The organism is Peptoniphilus senegalensis JC140, from assembly GCF_000321025.1.
In the GTDB taxonomy this organism is placed as follows: domain Bacteria; phylum Bacillota; class Clostridia; order Tissierellales; family Peptoniphilaceae; genus Peptoniphilus_A; species Peptoniphilus_A senegalensis.
The window spans coordinates 207,577-225,513 of record NZ_HE610718.1 but is presented as its reverse complement, the minus strand read 5'-3'; the positions used below and the strand labels follow the sequence as shown (position 1 = coordinate 225,513).

Below are 17,937 nucleotides of genomic sequence, written 5' to 3'. Positions count from 1 at the left end.
TAAAAAACAAGCCTCAAGTTATTACTAAGGAATTACTATTTGATTTTGTCTGGGGAATAGATGATGAATTTATTGATCAAAATACTCTTAGTGTCAACATTTCTAGAATAAGAAATAAATTAAAACCTTATGACCCTGTAGAAACAGTCTTTGGAGTTGGATATAAATGGAAATTTTAATAGGTCTTTTAGTAATAATAATTTGCTTTATCTTATACAAATATATAATCTTGAGAAATGAAATGCGTGAACTTTCAGCTTATATTGACAGTGCTTTAGATGGAAATTTAGAAATTACTGAATTTGATGAAAAGGAACTTTCTAAAATAAAATCAAAACTCATTAAATTTTTATATGCCAGCCAAGTAAAAGAAGCAAAAATAAATACAGAAAAAAACAAAACAAAAGATTTAATAGCAGATATATCTCATCAAACCAAGACACCCATTAGCAACCTTTCTTTATACATTAGTCTTTTAGAAGATGATCCGAAAGATGAGTATATTGCAATTATAAAGTATGAGCTTAATAAACTAAATTTTTTAATTCAAAATCTAGTAAAATCTTCTAGGCTTGAATCGGATATTATAGGATTACAAAAACATCAAGCAAATTTAAAAGACCTAGTAAAAGATGTTTTAAGAGAATTTAAAGTTAAATTAGATGAAAAAGAAATAAGAATAAATTTAAAAGACGAAGACTTATTGTTCGATTTAGATGAAAGATGGCTCAAAGAAGCTATCCACAATCTAGTAGATAATGCTATAAAATACTCGCCAAAGGGATCTACTATTAATATTTCAATTTATAAATCTTATCTAAATTATAATCTAGACATAGAAAATGAGTGCAAAGATTTATCAGAAGAAACTTTGCCAAAGATATTTGAAAGATTTTATAGAGGAAAGAATTCAGTTTCCAAGGAGGGTTTGGGTTTAGGTCTTTTTATAGCCAGAGAAATTATAGAAAAACATGGTGGCAATATAAGGGCATCATTGAAGGAAAACAAAATAAAATTTTCAGTAGACTTCCCCTTGTGAGAAGTCTTTTTTCTTACAAAAGTGTAAGAAGTCTTGTAAGTATTTTGTAAGATATGAATGTTATATTAAATGTAAAGAGGTAATAGATATGTTAAAAGTAGAAAATTTAAAAAGATATTATAAAACAAATGATGTAGAAGTAAGAGCTCTTGACGGAGTATCTTTCGATGTAGAAAAAGGAGAATTTATTTCCATAATTGGAGCATCAGGATCTGGTAAATCTACACTATTACATTTACTAGGTGGACTTGATTATCCCACAAGTGGGAAAGTTTTAATTGATGGTACTGATATTTATGGATTAAAGGATGATGAGAGAACTATTTTTAGGAGAAGAAATATTGGTTTTGTCTTTCAAGCATACAACCTTTTGCCCATGCTAAATGTGTATGAAAATATAATTATTCCCTTTGGTCTTGATGGGGACAAGGTAGATAAAAAATACGTTAACTCTGTAATAGACATTCTTGAGATAAGCGATCAAAAAAATAAAATGCCCAACGAATTATCTGGTGGACAGCAACAAAGGGTTGCCATAGCAAGAGCCTTGGTTACAAAGCCATCTATAATTCTAGCAGACGAACCTACAGGAAATTTGGACTCAAAATCTTCTTCCCAAGTTGTTTATCTACTAAAAAAGATTAATAAAGAGCTTGGAAACACTATTCTTATGATTACCCATGATGATGCGGTAGCTCAAGCCGCAGAAAGAACTATAAGGATAGAAGATGGAAGGCTGGTGGGAAAAAATGAAAGTCAAAAATAAAGCTTATATAGTACGTCTGTCAAAAAGTATTTTAAATGCGAATATAAGCAGGAGAAATATTCTCTTATTAGCAATTGCCTTAACTTCTATCCTATTTACAAGTTTGTTTTCCGTAGCCTTAGGTTTAGGAAAGAGCATGGAAACCCAAACAATGAAAACTATTGGTACAATCAGCCATGGCTCTTTTAAAGAACTTTCTGACAAAGACATAAATATTTTATCCAAGGATAAAGACATAAAGGAATTTTCAATAAGAGAGAAAGTTGGTATTCTTGATGATGAGAAAATAAGTGCAGAACTATCTTATATGGATAAGAAAGGATTTGAATGGTCTCTAATAGAAAAAGTTAAGGGGAAATTTCCAGAAAAAGAAAACGACGCATTTATAGATTTAGTAACTGCAAAAAAGCTAGGTTATAAAGGAGAAATTGGTGAAGAGATAGAAGTTCCTTTCAATATTGAAAAACCTTACACAGGAGAAATTATAGAAAAGAAAAGTGATAAATTTATTATTTCGGGGACTTTCCAAAATCCTATTGACTCCAATGTTGGTGTAGGACAAATCTATTTATCAAAAGCTTATGTAGATAAATTATCCCTCCCAGAAAACAATAAAGATGTGGAGGTAATGCTAAAGAATTCCTTTATGATAAGAGATAAGCTTTTAAACATTGCAGAGAGAAATGGTTATAAGGTGGCAGATAGTCCTGGAAATTTATCAGATAAGGAGATAAGGATTGGTGTCAACTTTGCGTATCCTTTTTCTGGTGATAATAGTTTTGATTTCAGTACATTTTTACCTTTCTTAGCCTTTTTGATTTTGGTAATAGTCGCTGGATATTTGATAATAAATAATATTTTTAAGATATCCGTAAATGAAGATATTAAACTTTTGGGACTTCTAAAAACAATTGGAATGACAAAGCCACAAATCAAAAAACTTATTCATCTAGAGTCTTTAGCAGTCGCACTTCCTTCAATAATACTTGGAGATATAATCGGAATTTCTATTGGAAAAGTTATTTTAAATAAAATATTTGTAAGTAATGAGATGTTAACGGATGTAAAATTATCACTAATAGTAATAATCTTAATTATTTTATTTTCGACAGCCTTTACTTTGCTTACAGTATTTCTATCAGTGATGAGACCTGCAAAATATGCAGCAAAAGTTTCTCCAATAGATGCCAGCAGATACAATGAAACCACGATAAAAAAGAAATATAAAAGTGACAATATTTCTCTAGGCAAGCTTGCTAGAAGACAAGTCTTTTCCAATAAATTTAGATTTATATCGATAGTTCTTTCTATTAGCCTATCTGCAGTTATTTTAAATAGCGTTTTAACTTATACTGGCAATATTGATTTAGAAAAGGGAATTTCTGATGTCATTGCAACAGACTATAATATAGCAAGCCCAAAATATTTTAGATATATGTATTTAGGTAGTGAAGAGGGAATTGATAATAAGTTTATTGATGAGATAGAAAACTATAAAGGATTTAAAGGTGGGGGAGCATTATACTATTATGGTTATGAGTACGATTATCCAGATATTAAAATAGAAGACAATAAAGTGGCTCCAATATTATTGGGAATAGATGATTATTTAATAAATAAACAAAAATTTATAGATGGAGAGTTTGATAAAGAGAAATGGCAAAGTGGAAATTATGTTATCATTGGAGAATATGGAGATAAAAAATCTGCATTTAAACCAGGAGATAAAATAAAAATCAATGTAAAAAATAAAATCAAAGAAGTCCAAGTGATGGGCAAGATTGAGTACAATTTTTCTAATGGACTTAGGTATTTCCCTGTAATTAAGGAAAATATAAACGACGAATCTAGTCCTACTTTAGGTTTGGAATATATTTATATGGATCCCAATGAGTATAAAGAGCTCACAGGAGATAAAAGTATAATGTCCTATGGATTTGATGTGGCGGATAGCGAAAAGGAAAATTTTGATAATTTATTAAAATCATTTGAAAATGAACCAGACTTTTCCTACGATTCAAGGGATCTTCAAATAAAGTCCATAATGAATTTTAAAAATCTAATAGAATTTGCTGGCTACAGTCTATCTATAGTATTATTCTTAATATCTGTACTGAATTTTATTAACATTATTGCTACTGAAATTTTGAGAAATATGGTTAACTTATCAATTCTTGAAGCAATTGGAATGACTAAGAAAAATATTAAAAAATATTTAGTAAAAAAGAATTTGATATATTCAATTTCAAGCTTAGTGTTTTCTTTTATAGTTATGCTACTTGTAAATAAATTTATATTGATAGATTTTATGGAAGAGACGAAGTGGACTTCCTATAAATTTGTAATCATGCCACTTATTATTGTAAACTTTGTAAATATAATCATTGGAATAATATTTACTGGCAAGTTCTATGAAAAGCACAGCCAAAATAGTCTTGTAGATAGGATAAAAAGTTTAGAATAATATCTTCCGAAAACAAAAAATAAAGGCGTGAGCTTTTAAACTCATAGCCTTTATCTAGCTTTAGGGAAAATTTTAAATAAATTAATTTTTTAATCTAATTTTCCTCTGTCAATATTTTTAATATTTCTGAATAAATATTTTCTGCATTCTTTTTAAAGTTTGCAGAAATTTTTTTTGCCATTTCCTCATCGGATGTTTCAATTTTTAAATCTAAGACATCTATTTCATCGTCTTTTATTTTTAGATGAGCATAGTTTGCGCCACTTTCTTCAAAGGTTTCTGCTAAAACTGAATTTTTTAGGACTAGTTCGTGGCCATAAATTTCTATTTTTTCGTCTAAAAATTTTATGTTTTCTTCAGGAATTTGTTCATAAAAAATATTTAGGGTATTAACTCCATCTTCTGATAGATAATATTTTTTGTCGCCGTCAAAGAGAACTAAACCTGTTGACTCTAACTCCTTTAAATATTGTTTGAAGTAAAAGTAGTTAAAGAGTTCTATGTCTAAGACAAAAAAACTAAGGTCATTTTCCTTTAGCTTATGATTGAAATTATCTATTATATATAGGATTAATAATTTATTTAATGCAAGTTCAAAGGAACTTTTTTTCATATAATCACCTTCTCTGTAATTATACCAAAGCAAGGCTTCTAATAGCAATTAAAGATGAATTTTCAGCATTTTTTGATATAATGTAAGTGGAGGAATTATGGAAAGACAAATTTTATTTTCTCGGGAAGAGATTAAGGAAAAAGTAGAAAGCCTAGGCAAAAGAATAAGCAAAGACATGGGAGATGATTTCGTAGTGATTTCTCTTTTGAGAGGGAGCTTTATTTTTGCGGCTGATTTAGTTAGAGAGATTGACAAGTTAGTTGAGATAGATTTTCTCACAACTTCATCCTATGGACATAGTGAATCTTCTAGTGGAGAAGTGAGATTTTTAACAGAACTTAGAACAAATATAGAGGGAAGAGATGTTCTTGTTGTTGATGATATTTTAGACACAGGTAACACTCTTTATGCAGTGAAGGAAAAACTTTTAAGTTATAAGCCAAAATCCTTAAAGACTTGTGTGCTTTTAGATAAGCCTTCAAGAAGAGAAGCAGATGTATCTGCTGATTATGTTGGCTTTGAAATTGATGATATTTTTATTGTTGGCTATGGTTTAAATTATGGCGATTATTATAGGAATGTGCCATACATTTACACTTATAAGGAAAAAAATGAAGCGTTATAAAAAAAGAACTTAAATGTTATGAGTGTCAACACATTGACACTTATTCTTGCAATTATTTTTTTAACTATTGGTTTTAATATTCAAGAAAAATACAGTTTTTGGGGCACTTTTATTACAGAAATTTTTATAATTTTACTTCCTGCAATTTTTATTTCTTCAACGGGAAATATTAAAGAGGTTTTAAAAGTAAAAAGGATTTCTTTTGAAAATATTTTAAAGGCTATTATCCTTGTGATTTTGGCTTATCCTCTTATTTTGCTTTTAAATGGAATTTTTTTGTCCCTTCTTTCAAATTTTATTGAATACAAAAATTTTCCCATGGAATTAATGCTACAAAATGTTCCAATTTTTAATTATTTAATATTTATGTGCCTTGTGCCTGCAATTTGCGAAGAAGTTTTCTTTAGAGGAACTTTAACTAATGCCTATAATGTCTATGGCGAGAAATTTGCCATTATTGTATCGGCTCTTGTCTTCGCCTTATTTCATTTTGACATACAAAATTTTATAGCCCCCTTCTTGTTGGGACTTTTGTTTTCAACTTTAATAGAAGTTACTGGTTCTATTATTCCAGCTATTGTGGCTCACTTTGTTAATAATGTCATTGCAGTTTTGACGGCAAGATATGTAAATGAAAGGCTCTTTGAATTTTTGCGCAAGACAAAACTTTCACGTGAAATTGGTTCTCTTGAGCTGTCAATTATAATTTTATTAATTGTAATTTCAATTATTTCTGTAATTTTAATTAGACTTATCCTTAAAAATTTGAAAAAGGAAAATGAAGAAGACAAGGAAATAAAAATTATGTATAGAGATGTGGAAGGCATTGATTTATTTAACTTCGTGCCAATAATTGCCCTAGTAATTTTGTATTTTATATATCACTACATTGTTTTTTAGGAGATAGGATATGGATAAGATAAAAGAAGCAGCTAATTTAATTTTAAAGTCAAAAAAAGTTTTTGCCCTAACTGGTGCAGGAATTTCTACGGATTCAGGTATACCTGACTTTAGGTCTTCCTCTGGCTACTATTCAAAGATGGACCCAACGCTTGCCCTTTCAAAGGATAGACTCTTAAATCATCCAGAAATTTTTTATAAGGAAGGCTACAAAATTTTGGAAGACTTAAATGACCAAGAGCCAAATGGCGGACACAAGGCACTGGCAAAAATGGAAGAGCTTGGTTATCTTGCAGGAATAATTACACAAAATATTGATAATCTTCACGCTAAGGCTGGCTCAAAAAATATTTACGAAGTTCATGGCGAAACTCGTGGCACTCACTGTATGAAGTGTGGTCATGAATATCCCTTCGCGATAATGCGTGAAAAAGTTGAAGAGGGAGAGATACCACCTAAGTGTGGACATTGTGGCGGCACAATTCGTCCAAATGTAGTAATGTTTGGGGACATGATGCCTGACGATTTTGAAAGAGGGGCAAGAGAGCTTGATGACGCAGACACCTTAATAGTTGTTGGCTCATCACTTACAGTGTCTCCAGTAAATTTTTTGCCAAATTATGTTGATCATTTGATTATAATAAATAATGACCCTACACCGATGGATCGCCGTGCAGATGTAGTTATTCATGAAAATTCTACAATAGTGCTCCAAGAAATTTTAAAGGAGATTGAAAATAGAAAATGATGTACGGAGATTTCGCATATTTTTACGACAAGCTCATGTACGATTTGGACTACGAGAAAATTTATAAATTTATAAGAGATCTACTAGAGAAAAAGTCTTTAGAGCCTAAATTAATTTTAGAAATGGCTTGTGGGACAGGTGGACTTACAGAAAAAATTGCAAAGGACTACAAGCTTCATGCCTTTGATTTGTCCGATGATATGTTAAGCGTCTGTGAAAATAAAATAAGAAGTAAAAATTTAAAATTATTCAAGCAAAATATGGCGGGTTTTTCTGCACCATCAACTTACGATGCAATAATTTCTGTTGGCGATAGCCTAAATTATGTGACAGATACGAAGGACTTTGAAGCTGCAATAAAATCTACCTACGCTCATTTAATGGAAGATGGAATTTTTATTTTTGACTTAAACACAGAATACAAATTTAAAAATATTCCACCAGTGACAGTGGACGAAGTGGAAGATGTCTTATATATTTGGGAAAATATTTATGATGAAGAGAAAAAATTAAACACCTACGGAGTTAATTTTTTTAGAAATATAAAGGACAATGATTACAAGAGATTTTACGAGGAACACTTAGAGAGGGCCTACGACTTAACTTTCGTGAAAAATTTATTGGAAAAAATTGGATTTAAAGAAATAGAAATTTATGACGATTATGAATTTAAAGCAGCTGGAGAAAAAACTTCAAGATACACAATAGCGGCAAAAAAATAAAAGGAGAAGTAAAGTTATGATTAAAAATATAAATAAATTAATATTTAGACTTGCTGAATTATGCCTAGTTATAGCTGGTTTATATTTACTACTTAGATGATAAAAAAAGCTGAGGAAAAAATAAAAATAAATTGAAATTAAGTACAAAACATTGTACAATAACTTAAAAGAGGTGAGCTTATGTTAGCTGTTAATTATAGTGAACTTAGAAAAAATTTGAAGGATTATTGCGACGCAGCCGTTGATAATTTGGAAACAGTTTTGGTTACAAGAAAAGATGACAAAAATGTTGTTGTAATAAGTTTAGATGAATACAATAATTTAATAGAAAATGCTCATATTATGAAAGATCCAAAGTATTATAAAGAATTAATTTCAAGAGCAGAGGATATTGAAAAGGGAATTTATAAAGAAAGAGAACTCATTGACATAGAATGAAAATATTATTTCACGACAAGGCTTTTTTAGAATATTTATCCTGGCAAAATACTGACAAAAAAACTTTAAAGAGAATAAATGAATTAATAAAGGATATAATGAGAAACCCTTATGAAGGAATTGGAAAACCTGAGCCTTTGCGTTATCAATTAAGTGGATATTGGTCAAGGAGAATCAATAAAGAAGATAGACTTATTTACAAAGTTGAAGGGGATTTATTAATTATAATTTCCTGTTCAGAACATTATAAGAAAAATAGATAGCTCAAGCTATCTTTTTTTAGGAGGAAAATTTGGGATATATTTTAAGAGCAATAGATGAAACTGAAACTATAAAAATTTCTGCGGCTATTACAACTGATGTTGTTGAAGAAGCTGCGAGAATTCATAAATTATCAAAGGCTACAAGTGCTGCTTTGGGTAGAGTATTAACTGCTGCTGCAATTATTGGCTCATGGCAAAAAAATGAGAAGGACTCAATAACTCTTTCTATTAAGGGAAATGGTGCGGCAGGAAGTATTGTTGCTACTTGCAAAAATGACGGATTTGTCAAAGGCTATGTGACAAATCCTCAGGCAGACCTTCCTATAAGAGAATCAGATGGTAAAATTGATGTGGCAGGCATTGTGGGAGATGGGAATTTAACTCTAACTATAGATACAGGAATGAAAAAACCCTACACTGGCACAGTAAATCTAACTACGGGCGAGATTGCAGAAGATTTAGCTGTATATTTTCTTCAATCTGACCAAGTGCCTTCTGCCGTTGGTTTAGGAGTCCTCGTTGATGTCGATTATTCAATAAAGGCTGCTGGTGGATTTATTATTCAACTAATGCCTGATGCAAGTGAAGAGCAAATTTCTAAGTTAGAGGAAAATTTAAAGGGACTTCCAAGTGTAACTTCAATTTTGGACGAGTATCACGATGCAGAAAAATTAATTGAGATTTTAATGAAGGACATTGATTTTAAAATTCTTGAAAAGAGAGATATTGATTACAAGTGCAACTGCTCTCGTGAAAAAGTTGAAGATGCAATTGTATCTGTTGGTCCAAAGGAAATTGAAGAAATTTTAAGAGAAGAAAAAAAGGCTGAAGTGTCCTGTTATTTCTGCGACAAGGTCTATAATTTTGAGGAAGAAGATTTGGAAAGAATGTTAAAGAAGGCAAAGGACATTAATAAAAATCGAGAAATTATTATTAATGATGATTTTTAAGTAAAAATTTGCAAAAGAAAAAGATAGCAGTTCAGCTATCTTTTTTTAATGCTCTTCAAAAATTAATTAAAGTTTTTAAAAACTTTTTCCATTGGCTTTAATACTACAAGGACAATTACAGATGAAACTGCAATTTGAATGATATTACCTGGTATTGATGCCAGTGGTGTTACAAAAGATGAAAGTATAAAAATTTCTCCAATGTAGTAAACTAGAACCTTTACTAGGGCAACTAGGATAAAGGAAAGTAGTAAATTTTTTAATTTCAAGTGTTTGTAATTAAATTTGTTAAGTATGTAACCCATGATGAGTGCTGATATAACTGTCATAGGAGACCACAGGACCCAGCCGCTTGTGAGGTCAAAGAGTCCCATGCCGAGAGCACCTGCTGTCATGCCAACTCTTTTGTCAAAAAAAATTGCAGCTAAAAAGAAGGGAACATTGCCAAGGTGGATGAGTCCTCCATTAGGTGCAAAGGGCAGCTGAATTTTTACAATCCATGTAAATACATAGACAAGTGCGATAAAAAGTGATGTGATAACTAAGTCTTTTACTTTAAAATTTTTCATGATTGCTCCTTTTTATTTTGTTAATTCTATAATAGCACGATTTATGTCACAAATAAAGTAAAAAAAGGTCGACAATGCGACCCTTTGTAAAAATTTTTTTACTCTTCAAAATTTTAACAATAAAAGACAAAATAATATATTTAGATACAAACAATAATAGAAAGAATAATTCAGCATAAAAATACCAGAGAAGATACAAATTATCTCTGGCATTTTATTAACTTTATGTGCTCATGGCAAAATTCTATATTTTTTAGAATATTTAAAAATATATATTAGTCTACAAGTCTAATTTGATAGATGAAACCACAAGTGTACAAATCTTAATTTAAGCATAGAATAGAGTTTCTTAAACAAATCGGTATATAAAACAAAAATTAATTATAAAAGTTATTATAAATTTTTTTCTTTAAGATACTTCAAATTTTTTTCTACTAAATTTATTCCTTTTTGGAAGGCACTTAAATAGTATTTTAGAATTAGATTTAAAGTTGATTCTGAGTAACTGCTAAGCTCGCCTTTAAAGTAATATTCTATTGTTGTCCTAGCTGCACTTTGTGATGGATTGTACAAGTCTCTATTGTTATCTAAGAGTTCAGGATTATTCTTCTTTATTTCTTCTTCCCAATTCATGTAAATTAGCATTATTGAATTGACAGTATTTTTTTTATAATCTGAAATCGGTGGTAGATGCTTTTTTATTTTGTTAAAATATTCAGGGTCGGTGTATTGCATCATATAGGCGTATTTTTCTGTTACCAAGTTTCTATTGTTATTTTTTGCATTTTCCAAGTCATTAAGATAAGAAGTAAGGATTATGTCATTGTATATATTCCAATAGCAAAGGCGAGAGTATATGAATGTGAAAGAATTATCTTGGCAGTAAGCTCGTTTGCCTATGTTATTTACATTTGTAAAAAAGTTCCATTCATTTATTACAATTTTTTTCAGCGTCTCTTCTCTTTTTTTTGACATAAGTTCATTTTTCATATTCCACCTACTTTATCCAAGTGTCTTCATTTCTCAATTCTTCATTGTTTATTCTTTTTACGATTTCTGAAGAGTGATACTTTAAAAAATCGGCATTAGAATTTGAAAGTTTTGTTTTGTTTAAGTGGTCTACTAATGTTTTGCACATTTCTTCAATAATTTCAACTTTCTTTTGAGATTCATTAGTGTCATTAAAAGACAATAATTTGTCAAAATTTAGGCAAGTATATTCTCCGAGTAAAGGCAATGTTTTTAATGACTCGTATTGCCATTTATAGAAAGGCATATACTTTTTATTGATAAGATGTATAAATTCACAATAGTATTGTAAAAATTCACTTAGGGCAATTTGTGCTCCCATATAGTTATTTCTTTTTAAACATCTTGAATAATTATATTGACCTGATTGTGCGATTTTATTGCAAAGGTAGGCTAGTTTTTTTAGTATCAAGTCTTTTGGATAATAGGCAAGAAGTCTTTGCCTTGTGTATGAAAATTTTCCATAATTATCTTCAAATACTTTTCCATTTGTTGCCACTGATAAAAGATCTTGTGGTACTTTTCTAAATTCTTTTATAGACAAAGGCCCTTTTTCAAAAAGAGTGTAGTATTTATAAAAATCTTCTATTGCAATAATTTTTACAACTCCACCTGATAAGTTAAGTTCACTCAAAGGAACTTGGTTTATCATATCTTTTGGCAAGAACCAAGAGCATCTTTTGATAAAATCATGGTCTCGAGATATTTCATCATCAAATCCGTAACATTCTGAGCCTTCTCCGACTAAACCAAAGGCAGAATATCTTATTAATTCTGGATAATTTTTTAATATAAAGGGTTTTACTTCATTAAAATAGAAATCTTCAGATATTTCCAGACCTTTTTTTATATTGTCAGTGGGCAAAGATGTTTTGCTTTTGTGGGTTGTGTTTGAGTTCTTTTTTATGAAGTTTAAGTTGCTGTTTATATTTTTGTAAGCTTCGCTTTCTTTTCCGTAAGTGCTTTCAATAATTGTTTTAGATATACTGTAAAGAGATTCACTTTTTTCTATCTCGCCTATGTTGAAATAATATTTTGCAAGATTATTAAGCACGCTTGCGTAAAGGGGATTAGCTGGCGAAATTTTACTTTCGAGAAAGTCTTTTGCTTTAAAAATATATTCCTTTGCTTCATCATTCTTTTTAAGAAGAGTGCAAACTTCAAAGAGATTATTATATGTAGTTGCAAGTTGGATGCTGTGATGAGGAATTTCTGATAAAATCTTTTCTGAGGACTTTAAAAGAACATAGGCTTTCTCAGGACTTCCATCTTCTAAATAAAGAAGAGCTAAATTGTTAGCATTTGATGCATAAGAATAATTGTAAAGATTTAATTTTTTGAAAATGTCATCGGCTTGTTGGAATAAAATTAAAGCTTCTTTTCTATTGGAATTCATTCTGTACGCATTTGCTAAATTCATTAGAGTATTTGCATAGGCTTCTGAATCTTTGTTAAAGTAAGTTTCCATAAGACTTTTTGCAGTTAGCAAGCTTTGGATACTCTTAGCATAATTACCTGTATTTCTAAGGGCACCACCGTAGTCGTTGAGAAGTTCTACTAATTTGCCAAAGTCTTTGTTAGAAAGTGAAATTTCAATAGCTTCTTCGAGAAGAGGAAGCATTTCAACTTCTTTACCATCTCTTAAAAGAGAGTGGTATTTTTTTTGTATATTTTCTATTTTTTTTAAATACATTTTATTAATTCTCCTACTGGATTTTCTATAATTTCTAAAGCAATGATATCTCTGTTTGAAAAGTTATCTAAAATAATTTTTTTCGAATTTTCAAGACCAGACAATAGACCGCTTAATATTGTAATACCTTTTCCAAAAAGTCCTATTTGAAAATGAATTTTAACAAGAGAGATATTAGACTCCTTTAAGCATAAGTCAGAAGCTTTTATTGCTGAAATGCTGTCTTTAAATTCGCAGATCATTAAGGATGATATTTTTAATGATTTATCAGCAGTATTTATTCTTTTCATAATATCTTCGTGTATATTTAGGACAGGTATAGCAGAAATATTTTTTTCTGTTAAATATTTTTTTATTTCTAGTACATCGTGGTCGCCACCTTTAAAAATAAAGAGTATATGACCAGGACAAATATTTTTCGTCATAAAAAGTTCCACTGGATAATTTAAAATTATAAAATTTACTTCTTTATAACCAATAGCTATACTTGAAAATTCAACAAGTAAATAAGAAGAATCCATAACAATCACTTCCTTATATAGAATTAATTTTATTTAAAGAAGTAATTAATTTCAATAAGCTACAAGGAAAAGGTTTTGATTGTATAACAAAAAGTTTGTTTTGTCACTTTTTCGAAAAAAAACTATTAAAAGAATACTTAAAGAGCACAAGAAAACTATAAAATAAAAGTTTAAATTTTACCTTATAAAGGTTTGCATAATATTTCTAACATAAAATGGGCAAAGTATATAATTTACTCAAGCTTGTTGATTATACATAAGCACAAATAAAATTTAGGAGGTATTCTATGTTAGAAAAAGGGTTTTCACAACCTACAGAAAGAGTGAAAAGACTTAGACAAGTTATTATTGATGCAACACCTCAAGTTGAATCTGACAGAGCTAGATTAATAACAGAGTCTTACAAAGAAACAGAAGGTCTTTCAAACATATTAAGAAGAGCGAAAGCAGTTGAAAAATTATTCAATGAACTTCCAGTAACTATTAGAGAAGATGAATTGGTAGTAGGTTCAATTACAAAAGCTCCAAGATCAACAGGTCTTTGCCCTGAGTTTTCTTATGAATGGGTAGAAGCTGAGTTTGATACTATGGCAACAAGACTTGCCGATCCTTTTGTAATTCCAGAAGAAACTAAAAAAGAATTACATGAAGTTTTCAAATACTGGAAAGGAAAAACTACATCAGAATTTGCAGATTCATTAATGAGTACAGAAGCTAAAGACTGTATAGCAAATGGAATTTTCACAGTAGGAAATTATTTCTACGGTGGAGTAGGACACGTAAATGTTGATTATGAAAAGATAATCAAAAAAGGTTTCAGAGGAGTTCTTGAAGAAACAGTAAAAGCAATGTCTGAACTTGATGATTCTCAACCTGAAGCAATCCAAAAGATGCAATTCTATAAAGCTGTTATTATTTCTTACAATGCTGCAATTAATTTTGCTCACAGATATTCTAAGAAAGCTGAAGAACTTGCAAACCTTGAAATGAATCCTCAAAGAAAACAAGAACTTTTAAGAATTGCAGAAAACTGTAAGAGAGTTCCTGAATATGGTGCAAGAGATTTCTGGGAAGCTTGTCAAGCATTTTGGTTTATACAAATAATGGTTCAAATCGAATCAAATGGACACTCAATTTCTCCAGGAAGATTTGACCAATATATGTATCCTTCTTATAAGGCAGATAAAAATATTACTAGAGAGTTTGCTCAAGAATTAGTAGATTGTATTTGGGTTAAATTAAATGATATAAATAAAACTCGTGATGAAGTTTCGGCTCAAGCTTTTGCTGGATACTCAGTATTCCAAAATCTATGCGTAGGTGGACAAGATTCTCAAGGTTTTGATGCTACTAACGATGTATCTTATATGTGTATGGAAGCTGTTGCCCATGTTGCATTACCAGCACCATCATTCTCAGTAAGAGTACACCAAAATTCTCCTTATGAATTCTTGCTTAGAGCTTGCGAAGTTTCAAGATTAGGATATGGCGTTCCTGCTTTCTATAATGACGAAGTAATTGTACTTAACTTAGTATCAAGAGGAGTTAAGATAGAAGATGCAAGAGATTATTCAATAATCGGATGCGTTGAACCTCAAGCAGGACACAGAACTGAAGGATGGCACGATGCTGCATTCTTTAACATTGCAAAAGTTCTTGAAATTACATTAAATAATGGTAGATGTAATGGAAAACAACTTGGACCTAAGACAGGCGAACTTACTGATATGAATTCAATAGAAGATATATTCCTTGCATATCAAAAACAAATGGCTTACTTTGTAAAATATTTAGCTGAAGCTGATAACTGCGTTGACTATGCTCATATGGAAAAAGGAAATCTTCCATTTATGTCAGCAATGGTTGATGATTGTATCAAGAGAGGTAAATCAGCTCAATCAGGTGGAGCTATTTATAACTTCACAGGACCTCAAGCTTTTGGTGTAGCAGATTCTGGAGATTCTTTATACGCTATTTACAAGAATGTATTTGAAGATAAGAAAATTTCTCTTGCTGATTTAAAACAAGCATTAGAAGAAAACTTTGGATTTACAGATTCATTAATGCCAGGATGTGGATGCAATACTCAAACTGTTTCTGCTAAAGTTGGAGAAATGAATGAAAGCGAAATTTATGAAGCTGTTAAGAAGATTTTAGCTTCTACAGGTTCTATAAATGTAGATGAACTTGAAAGCAAATTAAATGGCGAATGCCTAGTAACAAATGATTGCGGTTGTGGTTCTCAAGAAACTACTGGAAAGTTCAGAACAATTCAAAAAATACTTGATAACACTGATAGTTTCGGAAATGACAATGAACTTTGTGATGAATTTGCAATCAGAGCTGCAAAGATTTATTGTGATGAAGTTGACAAATATGTTAACCCAAGAGGAGGAGCATTCCAAGCAGGAATTTATCCAGTATCTGCCAATGTACTATTTGGTAAAGATGTAGGAGCACTTCCTGATGGTAGACTTGCATACGCACCACTTGCTGATGGAGTATCTCCAAGACAAGGTAAGGATGCTAATGGTCCTACAGCTGCTGCAAACTCTGTAGCTAAACTTCCACATATGCAAGCTTCAAACGGAACTCTTTACAATCAAAAGTTCTCTCCTAAGGCTGTTGCAGGAGATCAAGGTTTAAGAAACTTCGTATCAATAGTTAGAAGTTATTTCGACCACAAAGGAGCTCATGTTCAATTCAATGTAGTAGATAAAAATACTCTAATTGAAGCTCAAAAGAATCCTCAAGACCATAAGGACTTATTAGTTCGTGTAGCAGGATATTCAGCTCACTTTGTAACATTAGCTAAGGAAGTACAAGACGATATCATAAATAGAACAGAACATACTATGTAAGTTGGAGGTGACTATGGATTCTATAAATTACAATGAAGAGGGTGTCGTATTTGATATTCAAAAGTATTCAATAAATGACGGACCTGGGATTAGAACCATAGTATTCTTAAAAGGCTGCCCCTTGAGATGTATTTGGTGCTCAAATCCTGAATCGCAAAGAAAAGGAAAAGAGCTTATGTTTAGAGAAATTCTTTGCATACATTGTGGGATGTGTATTAAGGTTTGTAAACAAAAGGCACTTGACCCTAAGAACCCAAACTTTATTGATAGAGAAAAATGCGTAATGTGTGAAGAATGTGCAAATGTGTGTCCTTCCAGCGCATTAGAGGTTAAGGGAAAAGTTATGAATGTAGAAGAAGTTATCAATGAACTCAAAAAAGATGATTCTTTCTATTACAGGTCAAACGGAGGTATAACACTCTCTGGTGGAGAAACTTTAATGCAACCGAAGTTTGCAAAAGAAATCTTTAAAGCTTGCCGTTCAAGAGGTTGGCATACTGCAATTGAGACTGAAGGATACGCTCCTGAAGAAGTCGTAAGAGATGTCATTCCACACATTGATTTGGTTTTACTTGATATTAAAGCTAATGATGATGAACTACACAAGAAAGTTACTGGTGTTAGTAACGAAATTATAAAGAGGAATGCAAGAATTATTCAGGAAATTGCAAATACAATAATAAGAGTTCCAACTATCCCTGGTATTAATGCCGATGAGAAGGAATTTGGGGATATAGTTGATTTTGTAAAAACTTTGCCAAATGTAAAAGAGCTACACATATTGCCTTATCACAATTATGGCGAAGGAAAATATAATTTGTTAGGTAGAGAATATGAATTATCTAACACAAAAAAATTAGAAGAAGACCACATAGATAAATTAAAGAATATAGTTGAATCTAAAGGGTTAATTTGTAAAGTCGGAGGTTAAGGAGGAAACAATGGATAAAGATTTATTAGAAAAAATAATGGGACAAGTATCTAATGAATTAGGAATTGATAAAAAAGATACTGAGTGCTGTTCTTCTAACGGATGCAAAAGAGTAGATGTTACAGAATTTGTAGGAACAGCAATAGGAGATACAATCGGTTTAGTAATAGCAAGCGTTGATCCAATGCTAGTAGATAAGTTAAATCTTGGCAAATATAAATCAATAGGTATTATTGGTTCAAGAACTGGAGCAGGCCCACAAATTATGGCTGTTGATGATGCTGTAAAGGCAACTAATACAGAAGTAATTACTGTTGAACTTCCAAGAGATACAAAGGGTGGAGCAGGTCACGGATGCTTAATCTATATTGGTGCAGATGATGTATCTGATGCAAGACGTGCTGTTGAGATTGCTTTAGATGTTCTTCCAAAATATTTTGGAGATGTTTATTCAAATGATGCAGGACACTTAGAATTCCAATACACTGCAAGAGCAAGCTATTGCTTAGAAAAAGCTTTTGGAACTCCTAATGGAAAGAGTTTCGGTATGGTAATCGGAGGACCTGCTGCTATAGGAACAGTTCTTGCCGATGTTGCTGTTAAAGCTGCAAGTGTTGAAGTTGTAGGTTATGCTTCTCCAGCACAAGGCACAAGTTTCTCTAACGAGGTTATATTAAGCTTCACAGGAGATTCAGGTGCAGTTCGTCAAGCTGTAAAAGCAGCTATTGAAGTTGGTAAAAAGTTACTTGGTGCTTTAGGTGATGAACCTAAATCAACAACAAGTCCATATATTTAATAAAAATCA

The 17,937-nt window shown here is 31.0% G+C and carries 19 protein-coding genes; 14 read left to right on the top strand and 5 right to left on the bottom strand.

Annotated features, from left to right (window positions below; translation table 11 throughout):
* Nucleotides 1-20: 20 nt before the first annotated feature.
* The 4 genes from PTSHG_RS09240 to PTSHG_RS05315 all read left to right on the top strand — a co-directional run bounded on the left by PTSHG_RS09240 (nt 21) and on the right by PTSHG_RS05315 (nt 4,269).
* The gene (locus tag PTSHG_RS09240; RefSeq protein WP_316245549.1) at nt 21-179 is read left to right on the top strand and encodes a winged helix-turn-helix domain-containing protein; all 159 of its coding nucleotides are present in this window, start codon (nt 21-23) and stop codon (nt 177-179) included.
* Entirely contained in the window at nt 167-1,039 is an 873-nt protein-coding gene (locus PTSHG_RS05325; protein WP_019107853.1) for a sensor histidine kinase, read from the top strand. The genes PTSHG_RS09240 and PTSHG_RS05325 overlap by 13 nt, the downstream gene beginning before the upstream one ends.
* Before the next feature lie 88 nt (nt 1,040-1,127).
* Entirely contained in the window at nt 1,128-1,805 is a 678-nt protein-coding gene (locus tag PTSHG_RS05320) for an ABC transporter ATP-binding protein (RefSeq protein WP_019107852.1), read from the top strand.
* A complete protein-coding gene (locus PTSHG_RS05315; RefSeq protein ID WP_026088848.1) occupies nt 1,768-4,269 on the top strand; it encodes an ABC transporter permease in 2,502 nt (833 codons plus the stop codon). Before PTSHG_RS05320 ends, PTSHG_RS05315 begins: the two co-directional genes overlap by 38 nt.
* Before the next feature lie 94 nt (nt 4,270-4,363).
* Here the strand turns inward: PTSHG_RS05315 and PTSHG_RS05310 are convergent, their stop codons facing one another.
* Entirely contained in the window at nt 4,364-4,882 is a 519-nt protein-coding gene (locus PTSHG_RS05310) for a DUF4364 family protein (RefSeq protein ID WP_019107850.1), read from the bottom strand.
* Nucleotides 4,883-4,979: 97 nt separating this feature from the next.
* On the opposite strand from PTSHG_RS05310, the gene hpt reads away from it, so the two are divergent.
* The 7 genes from hpt (at nt 4,980) to hslO (ending at nt 9,528) form a co-directional block, all read left to right on the top strand.
* A complete protein-coding gene (hpt, locus tag PTSHG_RS05305; protein WP_019107849.1) occupies nt 4,980-5,507 on the top strand; it encodes a hypoxanthine phosphoribosyltransferase in 528 nt (175 codons plus the stop codon).
* Nucleotides 5,508-5,540: 33 nt separating this feature from the next.
* Nucleotides 5,541-6,407, top strand: a complete 867-nt coding sequence (locus PTSHG_RS05300) for a type II CAAX endopeptidase family protein (RefSeq protein WP_019107848.1) — start codon at nt 5,541-5,543, stop codon at nt 6,405-6,407.
* Between the two features lie 10 nt (nt 6,408-6,417).
* The gene (locus tag PTSHG_RS05295; protein WP_019107847.1) at nt 6,418-7,155 is read left to right on the top strand and encodes an SIR2 family NAD-dependent protein deacylase; all 738 of its coding nucleotides are present in this window, start codon (nt 6,418-6,420) and stop codon (nt 7,153-7,155) included.
* The gene (locus tag PTSHG_RS05290; RefSeq protein WP_019107846.1) at nt 7,152-7,877 is read left to right on the top strand and encodes a class I SAM-dependent DNA methyltransferase; all 726 of its coding nucleotides are present in this window, start codon (nt 7,152-7,154) and stop codon (nt 7,875-7,877) included. Before PTSHG_RS05295 ends, PTSHG_RS05290 begins: the two co-directional genes overlap by 4 nt.
* A gap of 180 nt (nt 7,878-8,057) precedes the next feature.
* Complete coding sequence (locus tag PTSHG_RS05280) at nt 8,058-8,315, top strand: type II toxin-antitoxin system Phd/YefM family antitoxin (RefSeq protein ID WP_019107845.1); 258 nt, start codon at nt 8,058-8,060, stop codon at nt 8,313-8,315.
* Nucleotides 8,312-8,578 (top strand): Txe/YoeB family addiction module toxin, encoded by a 267-nt coding sequence (locus tag PTSHG_RS05275; protein ID WP_019107844.1) that lies wholly within the window; start codon nt 8,312-8,314, stop codon nt 8,576-8,578. The genes PTSHG_RS05280 and PTSHG_RS05275 overlap by 4 nt, the downstream gene beginning before the upstream one ends.
* A gap of 29 nt (nt 8,579-8,607) precedes the next feature.
* Complete coding sequence (gene hslO / locus PTSHG_RS05270) at nt 8,608-9,528, top strand: Hsp33 family molecular chaperone HslO (RefSeq protein WP_019107843.1); 921 nt, start codon at nt 8,608-8,610, stop codon at nt 9,526-9,528.
* 62 nt (nt 9,529-9,590) lie between these two features.
* Here the strand turns inward: hslO and PTSHG_RS05265 are convergent, their stop codons facing one another.
* The 4 genes from PTSHG_RS05265 to PTSHG_RS05250 form a co-directional block, all read right to left on the bottom strand.
* Nucleotides 9,591-10,097, bottom strand: a complete 507-nt coding sequence (locus tag PTSHG_RS05265) for an ECF transporter S component (protein WP_019107842.1) — start codon at nt 10,095-10,097, stop codon at nt 9,591-9,593.
* Nucleotides 10,098-10,490: 393 nt separating this feature from the next.
* Nucleotides 10,491-11,087, bottom strand: coding sequence for a DUF4125 family protein (locus PTSHG_RS05260; protein ID WP_019107841.1), 597 nt, complete (start codon nt 11,085-11,087; stop codon nt 10,491-10,493).
* A 7-nt stretch (nt 11,088-11,094) separates the two neighbouring features.
* Nucleotides 11,095-12,819 carry a DUF4037 domain-containing protein gene (locus PTSHG_RS05255; RefSeq protein WP_019107840.1) on the bottom strand — a complete coding sequence of 575 codons (1,725 nt, stop codon included), beginning with the start codon at nt 12,817-12,819 and terminating at the stop codon, nt 11,095-11,097.
* Entirely contained in the window at nt 12,810-13,340 is a 531-nt protein-coding gene (locus PTSHG_RS05250; RefSeq protein ID WP_019107839.1) for a hypothetical protein, read from the bottom strand. The genes PTSHG_RS05255 and PTSHG_RS05250 overlap by 10 nt, the downstream gene beginning before the upstream one ends.
* 287 nt (nt 13,341-13,627) lie before the next feature.
* On the opposite strand from PTSHG_RS05250, the gene PTSHG_RS05245 reads away from it, so the two are divergent.
* The 3 genes from PTSHG_RS05245 to pduB are packed head-to-tail and all read left to right on the top strand — an operon-like array spanning nt 13,628 to nt 17,928.
* Nucleotides 13,628-16,201 (top strand): glycyl radical protein, encoded by a 2,574-nt coding sequence (locus PTSHG_RS05245; protein ID WP_019107838.1) that lies wholly within the window; start codon nt 13,628-13,630, stop codon nt 16,199-16,201.
* 13 nt (nt 16,202-16,214) lie between these two features.
* Entirely contained in the window at nt 16,215-17,132 is a 918-nt protein-coding gene (locus PTSHG_RS05240) for a glycyl-radical enzyme activating protein (protein ID WP_019107837.1), read from the top strand.
* Between the two features lie 10 nt (nt 17,133-17,142).
* The gene (pduB, locus tag PTSHG_RS05235; protein WP_019107836.1) at nt 17,143-17,928 is read left to right on the top strand and encodes a propanediol utilization microcompartment protein PduB; all 786 of its coding nucleotides are present in this window, start codon (nt 17,143-17,145) and stop codon (nt 17,926-17,928) included.
* Nucleotides 17,929-17,937 lie beyond the last annotated feature (9 nt).